We start from the raw sequence: 18,804 nt of genomic DNA on the forward strand, positions 1-18,804 counted from the left end.
AGTTATTCACTGTCGCCGTGTTTAAATCGTAACAGGTCGCGGCGTTCTTTCTTATCCGGTCGCCTGTCCGGGTGCGGCATGGTCAACGCGTTCAGCTTCCGCGCCAGCGCCATTTTCTCGCGTTTAGCGATACTTTCCGCCGTCTCTTCATACAGATTAACGGCTTCATTGGCCGGTCGGCGTTGTTCGACGATCGCTTTGATCACCACCGTGCGTTCGTCATTGCCCTGACGCAGCGTCAGGGTGGCGTTGAGCTCGACGATCTTACTCGGCTTACTGCGCTGCCCGTTGTAGTGAACCTTACCGCCTTCAATCATTTCGCGAGCCAGTGCGCGTGTTTTATAAAACCGCGCGGCCCATAGCCATTTATCCAGTCTGACCTCAAGCGAGGGCTTCTCTTTCATGGCGTCTCCTTCACATCAGTGAGGGGATCAGTCGGCGGTAGTCATTCAATGACGGATGGCGTTCATACTGCTTTTCCGCAACGCCAGAGTCGGGGTTGGTCACGCCAAGGCAATATCGAATACCAAAATTTGCCGCTGCGTCGAGAATCGGTTCGCTATCATCAATAAACAGCGTTTTCTCTGCACTCATTCCCGTTTCTTCAGCCACGGCGCGCCATAACCGCTGATCCTCTTTGGGATAACCAAATGTGTGGGTGGAAAGTAATAAATCAAGGTGCGAGGCCAGACCGGTGTGCTCCAGCTTCACCGCCAGATTATGCGGATGGGCATTGGTCAGCAAAATGCGACGTTTGCCGCAGGCCTTTAACGCCTCTAAAAAAGGGACGGTATCCTCCCGCAGGACAGCGCGTGGCCCCATTGCCGTCGTCATCGCGCAGATATCCAGGCCCAGGCGTTCGCTCCAGTAATCAAGACAGTACCAGTTTAGCGTATGCTGCACGGCATGATACTCCTGGCGGATGTGCTGCTGGGCTTCCTGTGGCGAGATCCCCCGCTGAGCGCTGTAGGTTTCAGGCACCAGTTTTTGCCAGAAGTAGGTATCAAATGCCAGATCGAGCAGGGTGCCGTCCATGTCCAGCAGGACGGTATCCACTTCCTGCCAGTTAACGTCAATGTGCATGGGAACTCTCCAGAGTAGAACGCGTTGCGCGACAGGGTAGCACACCCTGTCGCGCAGACATGTTATCAGATGAGGCTTTCCGGAGAGGCAATGAGCTTCGGATTCAGGCAGTTTTCATAGTACTGCTGAATTTCCATCATGCGGGTACGATGGCGCTGATAACGGCGGAAGGCCTGTATGCCATTGTAGAGGGTACTGGCCAGCATGGTCAGGATCAGCAGGGTTGTACCGAGATAACGCCACAGCCCTGAACGATCGGGAATGCGGTGCAGGCTGATGTGCTGGGTGCCATTAGCATCAGTGTAGAGATTAGTGACAATCCCTTCCGCACTAAACGGCGTGTTCATCAACGTTTGCGCCAGGCGCTGGAAGGCATTCCACTGTTCCTGAGCCGGGTAATCATACAGTGAAACGGCAGGCCAGGGCTGATTGACCAGATCGCTACCTTCATCGCTCACGATCAGGAAGCCGCCGGGCGCCGGACTGTTCAGTGACTGAGCGGCGCGGGCGGTTTCTCGCGTAATAAAAGGCGCGGTTGAGGTTGCGACCAGGTTATCAAGGGATTCGGCGCTGACCGGGCGCAGAAGTACGTTTACCCCATCCAGTTTACCTGCGCTGGCGCGCTTAACCAGTGCGCTCCAGTCTTTACTGTTTCCCAGGTTAACCAGTGCATTTTTCAGGCGTACACATTCATCTTCGGCTGCGCACAGATCCGCGGTCTTTAAAACGATATCGCCAAAATCATCTAACAACACCATGCCTGATTTCTGAATCGCAGAGCGTAGCGCCGCGCTGACGCGGGAATCATCTTCCGGTTTCGGGTGCAGTTGGCGATTCACGGCTTGCGAGAGCGCAGTGGCTTTATTCACCAGTTCAGATTCCGGTAACGGAAGCGACGGGGCGTCATTCCAGATGATTTGCGAGCAATCAAATGGCATAAACGGTGGATTGGGCTGGGCATTCCAGTTGCCAGGCGCATGAATATTACACATTCCCGTCCCGCGAAGATTCAGCGTGTCGCCAACGCGCATGCCGGATCCCTGCAGTTGTTTCACGCTGGTCGCCTCAATGGTCTGCGCCCCTTTCATCCACGATAGGGTGAACTTAATCGGCATATCCAGCGGGATCCAGAACAGCAGCATAAACAGCACCAGCAGCGAACCGCCTGCGATCACGGTACTGCGAACCCAATGCTGAAGCGGGAAATTTTTAACCTCGTCATGGAGGGATAAAAAGCGTCCCTGACGCACAACGTGACGGTCGAGATAAATATCGATATCCGTTTGCTGGCCGAGATCTTGCGCGATCCACGGTTGCCAGTGTGGAGGATAAACCAGATCGATAATTCCCAAGGAAATATTGTTGATCTGCTCCTGGTTATTCTCTCCGAACAAGCCCCAGCGACGCGGCGTTCCACGCAGGCAATGTATTTCCCGCAGCGCGGTTTTCGACGGTGGCGCAAACAGGCCCCACATCCCTGCAGCCAGAAGCAGGATCGCCCCCCCAGCCAGCCACGGCACAAAAACGTCAGGCGTAATCAGGCAAAAGAAGAACAGCAGGAAGGAGGCGACGATCAGCAGGGCTTCACGGAAGCCCGCCGGGCGACTGAGTGCGTACTCTTCATGCGTTTCCTGACGAATATTGAGTAGCTCGATCTGCTCGCTCTCTTCGCCACGAATCGACGCTTGCGTTGAGGTTGCTGATTGCAGCACATAGCCACGAGCCTCCTGCATATACTCCTGCAAGGTGTGACCGTTAAGTGAGATCACCAACGGCATCGTGTCGGTATGGATCAACTCAACGCTATTTTCATCGTTAATATACTGTTCCCAGAAAGGGGGCAGATGAACTTCAACGGAGTCGAGGTAATAGCGCCACTTGTTAGGATCGTCAGTCGTAATGCCGTAGCGGGTGATCGAATGCGTTAAGATCATGACGCTGTTGCTTTCGCTATTGAGCGTCAGGGAAACCGGCGCGGCGCTGGCTCCCGTCGGACCGGGAACCCGCTGGATTTGGCTAAGACTCTCCAGATAGTTTTCGACGGCGCTACGTTCTTCAGGGGTGAGTTTACGCGTGGCTGCGTCTGAGAAAGCATTGGTCCATGGCATCTTACGCCGCCTGGCACGAACTTTATGTCGCCACCAGAACAACAATGAGCAGGCCAACAGCGCCGCGAAAATAAACAGAATGGTGCTCATGCTTTCCCCATATCTCGTCTCTGTCAGGTGTGGCCAGAAGCACCCTGTCACTATAAATGTGATTTGTGGTTATCATTCGGCAAGCATGGAGTTGAATCTGAGCTTATTTCAGCGCATCCATGTGAATGCTGATGATAGCAAAACCAGCAAAAGCGGAATATCAGCAAATTCCTGGGAGTATTTCAACCTATTGACTTTTAATTTGAAATAGGAATTATATTTTTATTAGGTTACATAAATGTAAATAAACAGCAATTCACATTGCCGAAACCGTGTTGTATATCGCACAATGACACCAGATACCACGGCAAAGATTCTCACAATGAGTAAATCATTACAAAAACCCACCATTCTGCATGTTGAAACCGTTGCTCAGTCGCGTTTGTTTAGCGTCGAAAGTGTGGATCTCGAATTCAGCAACGGCGTGCGTCGCGTCTATGAGCGAATGCGTCCTTCTAATCGCGAAGCGGTAATGATTGTACCCATTGTTGACGATCATCTGATCCTGATTCGTGAATATGCAGTTGGAACAGAATCTTATGAGCTTGGCTTTTCGAAAGGGCTTATTGATCCGGGTGAAAGCGTGTTTGAAGCCGCGAATCGTGAACTGAAAGAAGAAGTCGGATTCGGAGCCAACGATCTGACGTTTTTGAAGAAGCTGAGCATGGCTCCATCCTATTTCTCCAGCAAGATGAATATCGTGGTTGCGGAAGATCTCTACCCTGAATCCCTGGAAGGTGACGAGCCGGAACCGCTACCGCAGGTGCGCTGGCCGCTGGCGCATTTGATGGTCTTGCTTGAAGATCCTGATTTTACCGAAGCACGCAACGTCAGCGCCTTGTTTTTAGTACGCGAGTGGTTGAAGGGGCAGGGTAGATTATAAGTTCGCGTTGAACCGCTAAACTGCCCGGCGGCGCTGTCGCTTACCGGGCCTGCGGAGTGGTATCGGTTTTTTGGCCGGACGGCACCGCAATCCGGCATGATGATTAGAACAGTTCGTGCGTCTCGCCATTATCGATAATGGTTGTCCCCACTTCCTGCACTACCTGATGCGTCGGCTGAGTACCTTCAATGAAATACTCGGCCCGGCTGTTACCGCCATTCGCCAACTGTCCGGTGCTTCGATCGATATTAATCGTGACGATACCCGGCGGAGGTGTTAACGGCTCTTCCGGTACGCCTTCCAGCACGGCCTTCATGTAGGCATCCCATGCGGGTTGCGCGCTTTTCGCGCCGCCTTCGTAGCCGGAGATCTGATCTTTGATAGCGCCTGAAGCGGAAGTCCGTCCCAGATCGCGACGATGGTCGTCAAAACCGATCCACACGGATGTCACCACGCCAGGGCCATAGCCGGAGAACCAGGCATCTTTTGAACTGTTGGTGGTACCGGTTTTGCCGCCAATATCATGACGTTTCAGGTCACGACCAGCGCGCCAGCCAGTACCCATCCAACCCGGTTCACCGAAGATATTCGTGTTCAATGCGCTTTTAATCAGGAACGCCAGCGGGGTGTTAATGACGTGCGGGGCGTATTCTTGCGCTCCGCTTTGCGCCACTAACGCCTGGTTGGCTTGTTCCAGTTGAGGCATAGGCACGGCGGCATTTTGCTGCTCGCCGGAGATAGCTACGTCTTCAACGTTGCTGTTTTCCAGAACGTTTGATTTTTGCGTGTCGCCGTATATTACCGGAATGTCACACTCCGGACAGGCAATCTTCGGTTTCGCTTCGAAGATTACCCCATTCTGGTCGGTTTCAATTTTACTAATGAAGTACGGATCGACCAGGAAGCCGCCGTTCGCCATCACCGCATAGCCACGCGCGACCTGTAAAGGCGTGAAGGATGCAGAGCCGAGCGCTAACGATTCGGTGTGGACAATGTTTTGCGCTGGGAAGCCGAAACGTTGCAGATATTCTGCGGCGTAATCCACACCCATGGCTCGCATTGCGCGGACCATCACCACGTTCTTCGACTGACCCAGCCCCTGACGTAAGCGAATCGGACCGGCATATTCTGGCGGTGAGTTTTTCGGACGCCAGTCAGAACCGGCACCCGCATCCCAGCGCGAGATCGGCACGTCATTGAGCATGCTCGCCAGCGTCAGACCTTTATCCATCGCGGCGGTATACAGGAATGGTTTGATGTTGGAACCGACCTGGCGCAATGCCTGCGTCGCACGGTTAAACTTGCTCTGGTTGAAGTCAAAGCCACCCACCAGTGCTAATACCGCGCCATCTTTCGGATTGATAGAAACCAGAGCGGAGTTGACTTCCGGCACCTGAGCCAGCAGCCAGGTGTCGTCCACCTGACGGACCCAGATTTGCTGACCGGTTTGTACAGCATCCGTGACTTTACGTGGCGTTGGGCCTTGCTGCGTATCTGAACGGTACGGACGCGCCCAGCGTACTCCGGCCATACGCAGAGAAACGGAGGTGCCATCCGCCAGCATGGCGGTTGCTTCCTGCGGGTTCGCGTTAGTCACTACGGCGGGCAACAGCGGCCCATAGGTCGGCAGCGCTTTCAGCGTATCAGTGATTTTTTTGTTGTCCCACGCCGTTTCCCCTACTTTCCACAGAACGTTGGCCGGGCCGCGATAGCCATGGCGCATGTCATAGTCCAGTACATTATTGCGCACCGCCTGTTGCGCGGCCTGCTGTACTTTACGGGTGATGGTGGTGTAGATGCGATAGCCGTCTTCATACGCGCTTTCGCCGTAGCGGCTATACATCTCCTGGCGAACCATTTCTGTCAGATACGGGGAAGAGAAGGCGATTTCCGGCGTATGGTAACTGGCATCAATAGGGACATTACGCGCCTCATCGTACTGGGCCTGAGTGATGTACCCTTCGCTCAACATACGTGAAAGCACAACGTTGCGACGCGCTGTTGCACGATCCATAGAATAGAGTGGGTTAAACGTCGAGGGGGCTTTCGGCAGGCCGGCAATGACCGCCATTTCACTCAGGTTTAACTGCTCAACCGTTTTACCGAAATAGACCTGCGCCGCTGCGCCAACGCCATAGGCGCGGTAGCCCAAATAAATTTTATTAAGATAGAGTTCAAGGATCTCATCTTTACTCAGCATCTGCTCAATACGGATGGCGAGGAATACTTCCTTAATTTTACGCATCAGCGTGCGTTCAGGGCTGAGGAAGAAGTTTCTCGCGAGTTGTTGAGTAATCGTGCTCGCCCCCTGAGAGGCGTGACCGGAGAATAACGCAACGCTGGCCGCACGGAAAATCCCCACCGGGTCAACCCCGTGGTGATCATAAAAGCGGCTGTCTTCTGTCGCGATAAACGCTTTGACCATTTCCGGCGGCATCTGATCCAGCGTAACCGGAATACGACGCTTCTCACCATATTGCGCGATCAGCTCGCCGTCAGCGCTATAGACCAGCATCGGGATCTGCAAACGCACATCTTTCAGCGTCGCGACGTCAGGTAACTGTGGCTCGATATAACGATAGAGGCCATAAATCGAGCCTGCTCCCAGCAGGATGCAACATACTGCAAGGATCAATAAATACTTTACGAACTTCACTGGAGAATTCCCATTTAGTTTCAACTGGGCAGTTTATAAACAACCGCGCGGTAGTATAAAGGCAAGCCAGACGCATTGATATACCCGTTAGCGCAACGGGTGATAAGGAGATCATCAATCATGGCTTTCAGATTCTGGCAAATAGGCCTTCATATTCAACAAGATGAGGCTTTAGCGGTTGCAGTGGTGCGCGGCGCTTCAGGCTGGTATTTACAGCGTTGGTGGCGAATGCCGCTGGCGCAACAGACGATTAAAGACGGGCATATTCACGATCCCAGGCTGCTTGCCAGCGTACTGCGTCCGTGGAGTCGTGAATTACCGTTCCGCCACCATATTCACCTCTCTTTCCCTTCTAGTCGGACGCGGCAAAAGGCGTTTCCTCGTCCAGAGATGTCACTGCGCGAGCGTGAGCAAACGGCCTGGCTGACAGGAGCGATGGCGCGAGAACTCGATATGGAACTGGACGCGCTACGTTTTGATTACCGAGAGGACGCCCTGATGCCGGCGTTTACGGTTGCTGCCGCACAGGAAAAAGAAATTTCCACGCTTTTAACGTTAGCACAATCGCTCAATATGAAGGTGACAGCCATCACGCCGGATGCCTGTGCCCTGCAGCGCCTTTTGCCTTTTTTACCGACGCCGCAGCAGTGCCTGGTCTGGCGTGATAGCACCCAGTGGCTTTGGGCAACGCGCTATGCCTGGGGACGAAAGGCAACCACGGAGATTGCCGATACCCATGAGCTGGCGGCGACGCTCTCCCTGGCGCCGGATTCGGTAGCCCTCTGTGCTCAAGACGGGTTTGATCCCTGGTGCTCAGTTCTGGTTCGGCAGCCTCCAGTTCCGGCGGAAGGACATGCTTTCGCTATTGCGCTTGGGCTGGCGCTGGGGGAGATACGTCCGTGAATCAGCCCATTAATTTCCTGCCCTGGCGGCAACGGCGGCGAAACGCCTGTTTACGTTTTTGGGGCGTGATGTTCGTAGCGTCCTCACTGCTTGCTTTTGCATCCGTGCTCAGTGGGTACATTGCTGATCGCACTAACGTACAAGTGAATGCTGTATTAGGGGACGCGGAAAACCAGATGACGACGGCACTTGTCGCCGCTAAGCCTCGCTTTCAGCAGCGTCAGGAGAAGCAGCAACAGCTCTTCGCGCAAAATATCCTGCGCGAACAGACTCGCCGCTGGCAGCCTGAGCTGGAAAATCTTGCCCTGAGCGTACCCGTGCAGGTCTGGTTTACAGCGCTGGATTTTCAGCGCGATACGCTGGAACTTGCCGGGAAAGCGCTCACCCTTAGCGCCCTGGCCGCTTTTGAAGCCTCACTGCGCAAGATGCCAGCCTTTCAGATAAGCCGTACCGGTGCGACCCAACAAGATGCGCAGGGATACTGGCAGTTTCACTACTCCCTGATACGGAGCGAAGCCCATGACCGTTCTCTTTGATGGTTGGTGCGCGGTTTCGCCACGCCTTCGCGTTGTCTGCTGGCTACTCTGGACGCTCGCCCTGAACATATCGGCGGCGCTACTTCTGTTTTCCACCCGTGGTGCAGAGGACGCAGCGCTTAACGCCGTTCGGGCGGCGAACGGTGAGCGTTGGCTCAACCTCTATCAGATCGTCAGATCGATGAATGCACAGCCTGTTGTTTCGGTATTGCCGATGTCTCCTTTTTCGCCGTTATCGTTTCAGGTGCCAAATGTGAAGCTGCTGCACTGGCAGCCGTCAACGTCAGGGGGCGAACTGGCAATAACGGCGCCCTGGGAGGCGATTCCATCACTATTTGCTTATCTGGCGGAACGAGGAATGGCAGTACGGGCCTTTTCGCTAAAAGCAGAAAACCATACGCGGATATTAACGCTGGCGTTGGAGCCTTTGCATGAAAGGTAAACATGTCCTTCTGGCTACCTTTTCTCTGCTGATGCTGACGGGGATGCGCGATCCGTTCCAGCAGCCGAAGGACCATTGCCATACGGGAGAGCTGGCGCAATGGCGCTACCAGGGGATGGTCGGGAAAGGGGGGCGCAATATCGGGCTTTTACAGGATGGACAGCAACGATGGCGGCGCGTGGAACAGAATCAGATCCTGGATAACGGTTGGCGCATCGCGCAACTAAATGCGCAGACGATCGTCGTCAATACAGGCGCAGCGTGCGAACCGGCGCAATGGCAGTGGCAAAGACAAGGAAAGGCTAATGAAACAATGGATAGTGGCGGTGCTGTTGGTGATGTTGCACCCGGCACAGGCCGGAAAAGCGCAGAACGTGTCGCTAATGCTGGATGATGTGCCCGTTGTGCAGGTGCTACAGGCACTTGCCCAACAGGAACAGAAGAACCTGATTATTTCGCCGGATGTCAGCGGGGTAGTGTCGCTGCATCTGACTGACGTTCCCTGGAAACAAGCATTTCAGACGGTTTTAAGAAGCGCCGGACTGGCATCACGTCAGGAAGGCACTATTCTTCATGTTCACTCCGGGCGTTGGCAAAGCGAGGAAACCGCGCGGCAGGAGGCGGAGAGTCTCCGACGCCAGGCCAGTCTGCCGCTGGAGAATCGTCAGCTCACCCTGCAATACGCAGATGCCGTGGAGCTCGCCAAAGCGGGCGGGAAACTGCTCAGCGCCAGAGGCAGCCTTACGGTGGATAAACGGACGAACCGACTGTTACTGCGTGATAACCGGGCCGCGTTGGAGGTCCTGGAGCAATGGGCAATGCAGATGGATCTTCCGGTAGAACAAGTGGAACTGGCGGCGCATATCGTCACCATTAACGAGAAAAGCCTGCGTGAGCTTGGCGTGAAGTGGACGCTGGCGGAAGCGTCGCAGGCGGGAACGGTGGGGCAAGTCACCGCACTGGCCAGCGATCTTTCTGTCGCCACGGCGACAACGCGCGTTGGTTTTAACATCGGGCGTATCAATGGCCGTCTGCTGGATCTGGAGCTTTCCGCGCTGGAGCAAAAACAACAGCTCGATATTATCGCCAGTCCTCGGCTGCTGGCATCACATCTTCAGCCCGCCAGCATTAAGCAGGGGAGTGAAATTCCGTACCAGGTTTCCAGCGGCGAGAGCGGCGCGACCTCGGTAGAATTTAAAGAGGCCGTGCTGGGCATGGAGGTGACGCCTACCGTGTTACAGAAGGGGCGAATTCGTCTCAAGCTGCATATCAGTCAGAATATGCCGGGACAGGTGTTGCAACAGGCCGATGGCGAGGTGCTGGCTATCGATAAACAAGAAATTGAAACCCAGGTCGAGGTGAAAAGCGGAGAAACGCTGGCACTGGGGGGAATATTTTCGCGAAAAAACAAATCCGGCAGAGATAGCGTACCGCTGTTAGGGGATATTCCCTGGCTCGGGCAGCTCTTTCGCCATGATGGCAAAGAAGATGAGCGGCGGGAGTTGGTGGTCTTTATTACCCCCAGATTAGTCTCGACAGAATAATTTATGCATGAAATGCCCTTGTTTTTGCACTTAACTCGTTTCAGGGATTTGACGTGCGATGGTATTTAGCATACAAGGAGTACCGATTTAAGAGTTGGTACTCTCATCGCCACCCGGCAATGCTGACTCGGGTTGCCAACATTCTGGTTTGATGATTTATTCAGTTGCCAAACCCGCTTGAGTATTGAGATAATTTTCAGTCTGACTCTCGCAATATCTTATGAGGTTTCAGTTCATGTCCTGCGGCGCCCAGTCTGTGCGAAGCGGGTTTATCATTAACGAATAGTCTTAGTAGTACCGAAAAAATGGCAGAGAAACGCAATATCTTTCTGGTTGGGCCTATGGGTGCCGGAAAAAGCACTATTGGGCGGCAGTTAGCTCAACAACTCAATATGGAATTTTACGATTCTGATCAAGAGATTGAGAAACGAACCGGAGCTGATGTGGGCTGGGTCTTCGACGTAGAAGGCGAAGACGGCTTCCGCGATCGTGAAGAGAAAGTCATCAACGAATTGACGGAAAAACAGGGTATTGTGCTGGCTACCGGCGGTGGCTCTGTAAAGTCACGCGAAACCCGTAATCGTCTCTCCGCGCGTGGCGTCGTGGTGTACCTTGAAACGACCATCGAAAAACAACTTGCGCGTACACAGCGCGATAAAAAACGTCCGCTGTTGCAGGTAGAAGCGCCGCCTCGTGAAGTTCTGGAAGCGTTGGCTGACGAACGCAATCCGCTGTATGAAGAGATTGCTGACGTGACCATTCGCACCGACGATCAAAGCGCCAAAGTCGTAGCAAACCAGATTATCCATATGCTGGAAAGCAACTGATTCTGGCTTAATACAAACTTGCCTGCGGGTACAAGTCATTAAGGTGGATGTCGCGTCATGGAGAGGATTACCGTCACTCTCGGGGAACGTAGTTACCCTATCACCATCGCGGCTGGTTTGTTCAACGAACCAGCTTCATTCTTACCGCTGAAATCGGGCGATCAGGTCATGTTGGTCACCAACGAAACCCTGGCTCCCCTTTATCTTGATAAGATTCGCAGCGTACTTGAACACGCAGGTGTGAACGTTGATAGCGTCATCCTGCCAGACGGCGAGCAGTATAAAAGCCTGACGGTGCTGGATACGGTTTTCACCGCCTTACTGCAAAAACCGCATGGTCGTGATACGACGCTGGTCGCCCTTGGCGGCGGCGTTATTGGCGACCTGACCGGTTTTGCTGCCGCCAGCTATCAGCGCGGTGTACGTTTCATCCAGGTCCCGACGACGCTCCTGTCGCAGGTAGACTCCTCTGTTGGCGGTAAAACCGCTGTAAACCATCCCCTCGGAAAAAACATGATCGGTGCGTTTTATCAACCGGCTTCCGTGGTGGTGGATCTCGACTGCCTGAAAACGCTCCCCGCGCGTGAACTGGCCTCTGGTCTCGCGGAAGTGATCAAGTACGGCATTATCCTTGATGGCAATTTCTTCAGCTGGCTTGAAGAGAATCTGGATGCGCTGTTGCGTCTGGATGGCCCGGCAATGGCGTACTGTATTCGTCGTTGTTGTGAGCTGAAAGCCGAAGTTGTTGCAGCAGACGAGCGCGAAACGGGCTTACGTGCTTTACTGAATCTTGGGCATACCTACGGCCATGCCATTGAAGCTGAAATGGGTTATGGCAATTGGTTACACGGTGAAGCCGTCGCTGCGGGTATGGTAATGGCGGCGCGAACCTCAGAACGGTTGGGGCAGTTTACGCCAGAAGAGACACAGCGCATTATCACGCTGCTGAAGCGTGCTGGGTTGCCGGTCAACGGACCTCGTGAGATGTCCGCACAGGCTTACCTTCCGCACATGCTCCGTGATAAAAAAGTGCTGGCGGGAGAGATGCGCCTGGTGCTTCCGTTGGCGATAGGGAAAAGTGAAGTACGCGGCGGAGTGTCGCATGAGGTAGTTCTTAGCGCTATCGCTGATTGTCAGCAGGCGTAACAACAAGAAAGGTCGGACTGGTACGGAGCACGTATCGGCCCATTAAATTCAGGTTAGTGACAACGTGGTAAGCATTAACCTTTGAGTGGGGTGTTAAATGGATGAATTCAAACCAGAAGACGAGCTGAAACCCGATCCCAGCGATCGTCGTACTGGTCGTTCTCGTCAATCTTCCGAACGCGGCGAACCGCAGATCAACTTTGATGATCTTGATCTGGATGCGGACGATCGTCGCCCATCGCGCGGTCGCAAAGAGCGTGCCGATGAGCCAGAATCAGAAGAAGATTACGATTCCGATGAGGAGTACGTGGATGAAGAGCGCGTAGAGCGTCGTCCGCGTCAGCGTAAAAAAGCCGCCGGTAAACCTGCTTCCCGCCAGTACATGATGATGGGTGTGGGTATCCTGGTTCTGTTGCTGCTCATCATCGGTATTGGTTCTGCGTTAAAAGCGCCTTCCACCCCAGCTTCAAATGAACAAGTGGCATCCGGCGAAAAGAGCATCGATCTTTCTGGTAATGCGGCCGACCAGGCAAATGGTGCCCAACCGCCGGCTGGAACCACCCCTGCGCAGCAGACTGCCGGAAATACGCCGCAGGATGTTTCTCTGCCGCCGATTTCCTCGACCCCAACTGAAGGACAGGCGCCAGCGACGGCCGAAGGTCAGCAGCGTGTTGAGGTCCCGGGCGATCTGAACAATGCGTTGTCGCAGCCGCAGAATCAGGATCAGGTTAATAACGTCGTGGTGAATTCCACGTTGCCAACCGAACCTGCTACCGTGGCGCCGGTGCGTAATGGCGCCGCGTCTGGTCAGACGGCAACCGCACCGGTCAGCGAACGTCCGGTTACAAGCCGTCCGGAACGTAAGCAGGTGACTATCGAGCCGAAGAAACCTCAGGCCACCACAAAAGTGACGCCAGCGGAACCGAAGCCAGCTACAACGCCGAAACGCACAGAAACTGCCGCAGCGCCGAAAGCGACAGCACCTGCTGCGACTACCGCCCCGAAAGCGACGGCCAGCAATGCGCCAGCACCTGCCCAAACTGCTCCAGCGGCAACGGCAAATAGCGCTACAGGCTCAAAAACCGCAGGTAACGTGGGGTCACTGAAATCAGCGCCGTCCAGTCATTACACTTTGCAGCTCAGCAGTTCTTCTAACTACGACAACCTGAACGGTTGGGCGAAGAAAGAGAACCTGAAAAACTATGTGGTGTATCAGACGACGCGTAACGGTCAGCCGTGGTATGTTCTTGTATCAGGCGTGTATGCTTCAAAAGAAGATGCAAAACGCGCGGTATCTACATTGCCAGCCGATGTACAGGCGAAGAACCCGTGGGCAAAACCGTTGCATCAGGTTCAGTCAGACCTCAAGTAATGTTAAGCGCAGGATGCTGTCGGAGCTTTCTCCACAGCCGGAGAAGGTGTAATTAGTTAGTCAGCATGAAAAAAAATCGCGCTTTTCTAAAGTGGGCAGGGGGGAAGTATCCCCTGCTTGACGATATTAAACGGCATTTACCGCAGGGTGAATGTCTGGTTGAACCCTTTGTGGGGGCCGGGTCGGTGTTTCTTAACACCGACTTTTCTCGTTATATTCTCGCCGACATCAATAGCGACCTAATCAGTCTCTACAATATCGTGAAGTCGCGTACTGAAGAGTACGTGCAGGCTTCTCGCGAGCTGTTCACGCCGGAATCAAATCAGGCGGAGGTCTACTACCAGTTTCGGGAAGAATTCAACGCGAGTCGGGACTCATTTCGCCGCGCGGTGCTTTTCCTGTATCTGAACCGCTATGGTTACAATGGCCTGTGTCGGTATAACCTGCGCGGTGAGTTTAACGTTCCGTTTGGCCGTTATAAAAAGCCCTATTTCCCGGAAGCTGAGCTGTATCACTTTGCGGAAAAAGCACAGAGTGCGGAGTTCCACTGCCTCTCGTATGAAGCCTGCATGGAACGGGCGGATAGCAATTCTGTGGTTTATTGCGACCCGCCTTATGCGCCACTGTCTGCGACGGCGAATTTCACCGCATACCATACTAATAGCTTTAGCCCGAGAGAGCAGGCACATCTGGCAGCGATGGCAGAAAAACTGGTCAGTAAACAGATTCCGGTATTAATTTCGAACCATGACACGCCCGATACCCGTGAATGGTATAAAGGGGCGAAACATTTTCAGGTCAAAGTGCGGCGCAGTATAAGCAGCAATGGCGGCACGCGTAAAAAGGTGGACGAACTGCTCGCTCTGTACAAACCGTGAGCCGTTTCGCCCGCGAAAGCAAATCTTAAGGAGAAGCGGATGAAACCCTATTTGATTGCCCCTTCAATTCTGTCAGCGGATTTTGCCCGTCTGGGTGAGGATACCGCGAAGGTTTTGGCTGCCGGTGCTGACGTTGTCCATTTCGACGTTATGGACAACCACTATGTACCGAACCTGACCATTGGGCCGATGGTGCTGAAGTCTCTGCGCAAATATGGTGTTACCGCGCCTATCGACGTGCATCTGATGGTGAAACCGGTCGACCGAATTATCCCGGATTTCGCTGCCGCAGGCGCCAGCATTATTACCTTCCATCCTGAAGCCTCCGAACACGTTGACCGCACGCTGCAACTCATCAAAGAACACGGCTGTAAAGCGGGTCTGGTGTTTAACCCGGCGACGCCGCTGAGCTATCTGGATTACGTCATGGACAAGCTGGATGTGATCCTTCTGATGTCCGTAAACCCAGGTTTTGGCGGTCAGTCTTTCATTCCGCAAACGCTGGATAAACTGCGTGAAGTACGCCGTCGGATTGATGAGTCTGGTTACGACATTCGCCTGGAAGTGGATGGCGGGGTGAAAGTGAATAATATTGGGGAAATCGCCGCTGCGGGCGCAGACATGTTTGTCGCAGGCTCGGCGATTTTCGACCAGCCAGACTATAAAAAAGTCATTGATGAAATGCGCAGTGAACTGGCAAAGGTAAGTCATGGATAAGTTGCAGGATATTCGGGGAGTCGCGTTTGACCTCGACGGTACGCTGGTCGACAGCGCACCGGGTTTAGCCGCTGCGGTGGACATGGCGCTGTACGCGCTGGAGCTGCCAACCGCCGGCGAAGAACGCGTGATTACCTGGATTGGTAATGGCGCGGATGTGTTAATGGAGCGAGCGTTAGCCTGGTCCCGCCAGGAGCGCGCGACATTGCGTAAAACCATGGGCAAGCCGCCCGTAGACGATGACATTCCTGCCGAAGAGCAGGTGCGTATTTTGCGTAAGCTGTTCGACAGATATTATGGCGAAGTGGCTGAGGAAGGAACATTTCTCTTCCCTGACGTCGCCGATACGCTGGGGGCACTGCATGCAAAAGGGCTGCCGCTGGGTCTGGTAACCAATAAACCGACGCCGTTTGTTGCACCTCTGCTCGATGCGCTGGATATCAGTAAATATTTCAGCGTGGTTATCGGCGGTGACGATGTTAAAAATAAAAAGCCGCACCCGGATCCGCTTCTGCTGGTGGCAACGAAGCTCGGCATTGCGCCCGAACAATTGCTCTTTGTCGGCGATTCGCGTAATGATATCCAGGCGGCAAAAGCCGCTGGCTGTCCGTCCGTTGGTCTTACCTATGGCTATAACTATGGCGAGCCGATTACTCTGAGCCAGCCAGACGTAATATACGACCGCATTAATGAACTACTGCCCGCACTCGGGCTTCCGCATAGCGAAAATCAGGAATCGAAAAATGACTAAACCCATCGTTTTTAGTGGCGCACAGCCGTCAGGTGAATTGACCATTGGCAACTATATGGGTGCGCTGCGTCAGTGGGTTAACATGCAGGATGATTACCATTGCATCTATTGCATCGTTGATCAGCATGCCATCACCGTTCGCCAGGATGCCCAGCAGTTGCGTAAAGCGACGCTGGATACCCTCGCGCTGTATCTGGCTTGCGGTATCGATCCTGAAAAAAGCACCATCTTTGTACAGTCGCATGTACCGGAGCACGCGCAGTTGGGCTGGGCGCTGAACTGCTACACCTATTTTGGCGAACTGAGCCGAATGACGCAGTTCAAAGATAAATCTGCGCGCTACGCTGAGAACATTAACGCGGGTCTTTTTGACTACCCGGTTCTGATGGCGGCGGACATTCTGCTGTATCAGACTAACCTGGTACCCGTGGGCGAAGACCAGAAACAGCATCTGGAACTGAGCCGCGATGTCGCTCAGCGTTTCAATGCGCTGTACGGTGACATTTTCAAAGTGCCAGAACCGTTCATTCCGAAATCCGGCGCACGCGTGATGTCGCTGCTGGAGCCGACCAAGAAGATGTCCAAGTCAGACGATAACCGTAATAACGTTATCGGCCTGCTGGAAGACCCGAAATCGGTGGTGAAGAAACTTAAGCGCGCGGTGACCGACTCGGACGAGCCGCCGGTGGTGCGTTACGATGTGCAGAACAAAGCGGGCGTTTCTAACCTGCTGGATATTCTCTCTGCCGTTACCGGCCAGAGTATCCCTGAGCTTGAACAGCACTTTGAAGGCAAAATGTATGGTCATCTGAAAGGCGAAGTAGCTGACGCTGTATCAGCCATGTTGACCGAATTGCAGGAACGTTATCATCGTTTCCGCAACGACGAAGCCTTCCTGCAGCAGGTGATGAAAGACGGTGCGGCGAAAGCCAGTGCGCGCGCATCTGAAACCCTGAAAGCAGTGTATGAGGCGATTGGCTTTGTCGCGAAGCCGTAAGCAGATCTAAAAGCGAAAAAACCGGGAAAATCCCGGTTTTTTTGTATCTGCGCAATAATCAGAGTGATTACTCTGCGGTCGGGCCGCAACCGCCAATAATTTTGGAGATGGAAATGGCCGGGTGCAGCAGGTAGTCATAAGAGCAGGTCTTATTACGGTTTTCAACGTGACCTGTACACGCTGTCAGCGTTGCCAGCGCCGCACCAACCAGTGCCATTTTAATAAACTTGTTCATTTACATTCCCTATGTAAAAAATATATTTTTTAGCTAACAATTGAATGAGCGAATATATATTTGCTATTCGAATTCGACGATAGCCTAATATAGATATCGCGTCAGCAAGGGAATAGCCTGAGGGCAAGGGTGTTGGTGATTAATTTTTTATAATTAGTCACTTAGCGGGATGTATGGATCCGGATGTCTATTTTTATTGTGTGGGAGAAATAATAAAGGCCAGACAATGCTGGCCTTATCAATAGGCAGGAATTAATGATTGGAGAACCAGTTTAGTTTTTCACGTAAGGCTACCACGCGGCCTACAATGATTAGCGCCGGGCTTTCCACCTGCGTCGCCAGTTCGCCTAATTGTGAGAGTTCACCTTTCACAACCCGCTGTTTTACCGCGGTGCCGTTTTCTACCAGCGCGACTGGCATATCGGCCTGCATACCAAATTCAATCAGCTTTTGCTGGATGGTAGCGGCCTGGTTCAACCCCATATAGAACACCAGAGTTTGTTTTTCTGCCGCCAGGTTTTCCCAGTCTAACTCGCCACCGGTTTTCAGGTGCCCGGTGACCAGGCGCACGCTTTGCGCGTAGTCGCGATGGGTGAGCGGAATACCGGAGTAGGCGGAGCAGCCGGACGCAGCGGTAATCCCCGGCACGACGGAGAAAGGAATACCTGCGTGGCACAAGGTTTCCAGCTCTTCACCGCCGCGACCAAAGATAAACGGGTCGCCGCCTTTCAGACGCACCACGCGTTTACCTTTTTGCGCTTCGCGCAGCAGGATCTGGTTAATTTCTTCTTGCGGCACGCAGTGATAGCCCGCGCGTTTGCCAACAAATACGCGGTCCGCATCACGACGCACAAGATTCATAATGTCGTCTGACACCAGGCGGTCGTAAACCACGACGTCAGCCTGTTGGATCTGCTGTAGCCCTTTCAGCGTCAGGAGTCCGGCGTCGCCAGGCCCTGCGCCAACCAGCACCACTTCACCGCGATGATCCAACGGTTCACTGAGCATCTGAGTGGTGACTTCCTCAACGGCTTTCTGATCAGCGTTCGCCAGAGACTGCGCCAGGCGGTCATTGACGAAGAATTTCTCCCAGAAGCGGCGGCGCTCACTCATGGTCACAAACTGTTGCTTCACGCGGGAGCGTAATTGCCCGGCGTAACGTGCGACTTGTCCGAGATGTTGGGGCAGCAGAGATTCGAGCTTTTCTCGCAGCAGACGGGCGAGCACCGGTGAGGTGCCGCCGGAGGAAACCGCCACCATTAACGGCGAGCGGTCAATAATCGATGGCATGATGAAGCTCGCGGCTTTTGGCGCATCAACGACGTTACAGAAGATGCGACGTGCTTCTGCGGCATCGCTGACGCGTTGGTTAACCGCGTCGTCGTCAGTAGCAGCAATGGCCAGCCAGCAGTTGTCGAGGAGGGCCTCATCAAACGGCCCTTCTGCCAGCGTCAGCATGCCTTCATTTGCCCATACCGTAAACTGCGGAATAAACGCCAGCGCATTGACCGTTAAACGAGCACCGGCTTCCAGCAGCAGTCGCGCTTTACGCTCTGCGACATCCCCCCCGCCGACAATCAAACAGTCGCGATCGCGAAGTTGACAAAATATAGGCAAATGATCCACGACATTACCC

The 18,804-nt window shown here is 53.8% G+C and carries 19 protein-coding genes; 13 read left to right on the forward strand and 6 right to left on the reverse strand.

Going from position 1 to position 18,804, the window contains the following annotated elements:
* Positions 1-2 precede the first annotated feature (2 nt).
* The 3 genes from hslR to igaA form a co-directional block, all read right to left on the reverse strand.
* On the reverse strand, positions 3-404 hold the full coding sequence (hslR, locus tag HVY19_RS01560) for a ribosome-associated heat shock protein Hsp15 (protein WP_181682690.1): 402 nt from the start codon (positions 402-404) through the stop codon (positions 3-5).
* 10 nt (positions 405-414) lie between these two features.
* On the reverse strand, positions 415-1,083 hold the full coding sequence (gene yrfG, locus HVY19_RS01565) for a GMP/IMP nucleotidase (RefSeq protein WP_181682691.1): 669 nt from the start codon (positions 1,081-1,083) through the stop codon (positions 415-417).
* 65 nt (positions 1,084-1,148) lie between these two features.
* Positions 1,149-3,281 carry an intracellular growth attenuator protein IgaA gene (gene igaA / locus HVY19_RS01570; RefSeq protein WP_181682692.1) on the reverse strand — a complete coding sequence of 711 codons (2,133 nt, stop codon included), beginning with the start codon at positions 3,279-3,281 and terminating at the stop codon, positions 1,149-1,151.
* Positions 3,282-3,603: 322 nt separating this feature from the next.
* Here igaA and nudE point away from each other — a divergent pair, with 322 nt between their 5' ends.
* Positions 3,604-4,164: an ADP compounds hydrolase NudE gene (nudE, locus tag HVY19_RS01575; RefSeq protein ID WP_181682693.1), complete on the forward strand. Its 561-nt coding sequence runs from the start codon at positions 3,604-3,606 to the stop codon at positions 4,162-4,164.
* 103 nt (positions 4,165-4,267) lie between these two features.
* Here the strand turns inward: nudE and mrcA are convergent, their stop codons facing one another.
* Positions 4,268-6,820 carry a peptidoglycan glycosyltransferase/peptidoglycan DD-transpeptidase MrcA gene (gene mrcA / locus HVY19_RS01580; protein WP_181682694.1) on the reverse strand — a complete coding sequence of 851 codons (2,553 nt, stop codon included), beginning with the start codon at positions 6,818-6,820 and terminating at the stop codon, positions 4,268-4,270.
* A gap of 120 nt (positions 6,821-6,940) precedes the next feature.
* On the opposite strand from mrcA, the gene HVY19_RS01585 reads away from it, so the two are divergent.
* The 12 genes from HVY19_RS01585 to trpS all read left to right on the forward strand — a co-directional run bounded on the left by HVY19_RS01585 (position 6,941) and on the right by trpS (position 16,933).
* The gene (locus HVY19_RS01585) at positions 6,941-7,723 is read left to right on the forward strand and encodes a DNA utilization protein HofM (RefSeq protein ID WP_181682695.1); all 783 of its coding nucleotides are present in this window, start codon (positions 6,941-6,943) and stop codon (positions 7,721-7,723) included.
* Between the two features lie 176 nt (positions 7,724-7,899).
* A complete protein-coding gene (locus HVY19_RS01590) occupies positions 7,900-8,259 on the forward strand; it encodes a PilN domain-containing protein (protein ID WP_249419097.1) in 360 nt (119 codons plus the stop codon).
* Positions 8,243-8,701 (forward strand): hypothetical protein, encoded by a 459-nt coding sequence (locus HVY19_RS01595; protein ID WP_181682697.1) that lies wholly within the window; start codon positions 8,243-8,245, stop codon positions 8,699-8,701. The genes HVY19_RS01590 and HVY19_RS01595 overlap by 17 nt, the downstream gene beginning before the upstream one ends.
* On the forward strand, positions 8,691-9,095 hold the full coding sequence (locus HVY19_RS01600) for a HofP DNA utilization family protein (RefSeq protein WP_181682698.1): 405 nt from the start codon (positions 8,691-8,693) through the stop codon (positions 9,093-9,095). Before HVY19_RS01595 ends, HVY19_RS01600 begins: the two co-directional genes overlap by 11 nt.
* A complete protein-coding gene (gene hofQ / locus HVY19_RS01605; protein ID WP_181682699.1) occupies positions 9,007-10,245 on the forward strand; it encodes a DNA uptake porin HofQ in 1,239 nt (412 codons plus the stop codon). Before HVY19_RS01600 ends, hofQ begins: the two co-directional genes overlap by 89 nt.
* 305 nt (positions 10,246-10,550) lie before the next feature.
* Positions 10,551-11,072 (forward strand): shikimate kinase AroK, encoded by a 522-nt coding sequence (aroK, locus tag HVY19_RS01610; RefSeq protein ID WP_042322869.1) that lies wholly within the window; start codon positions 10,551-10,553, stop codon positions 11,070-11,072.
* A gap of 57 nt (positions 11,073-11,129) precedes the next feature.
* Entirely contained in the window at positions 11,130-12,218 is a 1,089-nt protein-coding gene (gene aroB / locus HVY19_RS01615) for a 3-dehydroquinate synthase (RefSeq protein WP_181682700.1), read from the forward strand.
* Positions 12,219-12,315: 97 nt separating this feature from the next.
* Positions 12,316-13,590, forward strand: a complete 1,275-nt coding sequence (gene damX, locus HVY19_RS01620) for a cell division protein DamX (RefSeq protein ID WP_181682701.1) — start codon at positions 12,316-12,318, stop codon at positions 13,588-13,590.
* Positions 13,591-13,655: 65 nt separating this feature from the next.
* Positions 13,656-14,468: an adenine-specific DNA-methyltransferase gene (dam, locus tag HVY19_RS01625; protein WP_181682702.1), complete on the forward strand. Its 813-nt coding sequence runs from the start codon at positions 13,656-13,658 to the stop codon at positions 14,466-14,468.
* Between the two features lie 39 nt (positions 14,469-14,507).
* Positions 14,508-15,185 carry a ribulose-phosphate 3-epimerase gene (gene rpe, locus HVY19_RS01630; protein WP_181682703.1) on the forward strand — a complete coding sequence of 226 codons (678 nt, stop codon included), beginning with the start codon at positions 14,508-14,510 and terminating at the stop codon, positions 15,183-15,185.
* Complete coding sequence (gene gph / locus HVY19_RS01635; protein WP_181682704.1) at positions 15,178-15,936, forward strand: phosphoglycolate phosphatase; 759 nt, start codon at positions 15,178-15,180, stop codon at positions 15,934-15,936. Before rpe ends, gph begins: the two co-directional genes overlap by 8 nt.
* A complete protein-coding gene (gene trpS / locus HVY19_RS01640; RefSeq protein WP_181682705.1) occupies positions 15,929-16,933 on the forward strand; it encodes a tryptophan--tRNA ligase in 1,005 nt (334 codons plus the stop codon). Before gph ends, trpS begins: the two co-directional genes overlap by 8 nt.
* Positions 16,934-17,000: 67 nt before the next feature.
* Here the strand turns inward: trpS and HVY19_RS01645 are convergent, their stop codons facing one another.
* Entirely contained in the window at positions 17,001-17,168 is a 168-nt protein-coding gene (locus tag HVY19_RS01645) for a YhfL family protein (RefSeq protein ID WP_042286337.1), read from the reverse strand.
* Between the two features lie 252 nt (positions 17,169-17,420).
* Positions 17,421-18,794 carry a siroheme synthase CysG gene (gene cysG / locus HVY19_RS01650; RefSeq protein WP_181682706.1) on the reverse strand — a complete coding sequence of 458 codons (1,374 nt, stop codon included), beginning with the start codon at positions 18,792-18,794 and terminating at the stop codon, positions 17,421-17,423.
* Positions 18,795-18,804: the final 10 nt, after the last annotated feature.

The organism is Citrobacter sp. RHB25-C09 (genome assembly GCF_013836145.1).
GTDB lineage: Bacteria > Pseudomonadota > Gammaproteobacteria > Enterobacterales > Enterobacteriaceae > Citrobacter_A.

Excerpts from the sequence above, each read along its gene's own strand:
- rpe (WP_181682703.1), top strand. The coding sequence starts at position 14,508 with ATGAAACCCTATTTGATTGCCCCTTCAATTCTGTCAGCGGATTTTGCC.
- hslR (WP_181682690.1), bottom strand. The coding sequence starts at position 404 with ATGAAAGAGAAGCCCTCGCTTGAGGTCAGACTGGATAAATGGCTATGG.
- HVY19_RS01595 (WP_181682697.1), top strand. The coding sequence starts at position 8,243 with ATGACCGTTCTCTTTGATGGTTGGTGCGCGGTTTCGCCACGCCTTCGC.
- HVY19_RS01590 (WP_249419097.1), top strand. The coding sequence starts at position 7,900 with ATGACGACGGCACTTGTCGCCGCTAAGCCTCGCTTTCAGCAGCGTCAG.
- yrfG (WP_181682691.1), bottom strand. The coding sequence starts at position 1,083 with ATGCACATTGACGTTAACTGGCAGGAAGTGGATACCGTCCTGCTGGAC.
- HVY19_RS01600 (WP_181682698.1), top strand. The coding sequence starts at position 8,691 with ATGAAAGGTAAACATGTCCTTCTGGCTACCTTTTCTCTGCTGATGCTG.
- HVY19_RS01645 (WP_042286337.1), bottom strand. The coding sequence starts at position 17,168 with ATGAACAAGTTTATTAAAATGGCACTGGTTGGTGCGGCGCTGGCAACG.
- aroB (WP_181682700.1), top strand. The coding sequence starts at position 11,130 with ATGGAGAGGATTACCGTCACTCTCGGGGAACGTAGTTACCCTATCACC.
- hofQ (WP_181682699.1), top strand. The coding sequence starts at position 9,007 with ATGAAACAATGGATAGTGGCGGTGCTGTTGGTGATGTTGCACCCGGCA.
- HVY19_RS01585 (WP_181682695.1), top strand. The coding sequence starts at position 6,941 with ATGGCTTTCAGATTCTGGCAAATAGGCCTTCATATTCAACAAGATGAG.
- damX (WP_181682701.1), top strand. The coding sequence starts at position 12,316 with ATGGATGAATTCAAACCAGAAGACGAGCTGAAACCCGATCCCAGCGAT.
- nudE (WP_181682693.1), top strand. The coding sequence starts at position 3,604 with ATGAGTAAATCATTACAAAAACCCACCATTCTGCATGTTGAAACCGTT.
- trpS (WP_181682705.1), top strand. The coding sequence starts at position 15,929 with ATGACTAAACCCATCGTTTTTAGTGGCGCACAGCCGTCAGGTGAATTG.
- gph (WP_181682704.1), top strand. The coding sequence starts at position 15,178 with ATGGATAAGTTGCAGGATATTCGGGGAGTCGCGTTTGACCTCGACGGT.
- dam (WP_181682702.1), top strand. The coding sequence starts at position 13,656 with ATGAAAAAAAATCGCGCTTTTCTAAAGTGGGCAGGGGGGAAGTATCCC.
- igaA (WP_181682692.1), bottom strand. The coding sequence starts at position 3,281 with ATGAGCACCATTCTGTTTATTTTCGCGGCGCTGTTGGCCTGCTCATTG.
- aroK (WP_042322869.1), top strand. The coding sequence starts at position 10,551 with ATGGCAGAGAAACGCAATATCTTTCTGGTTGGGCCTATGGGTGCCGGA.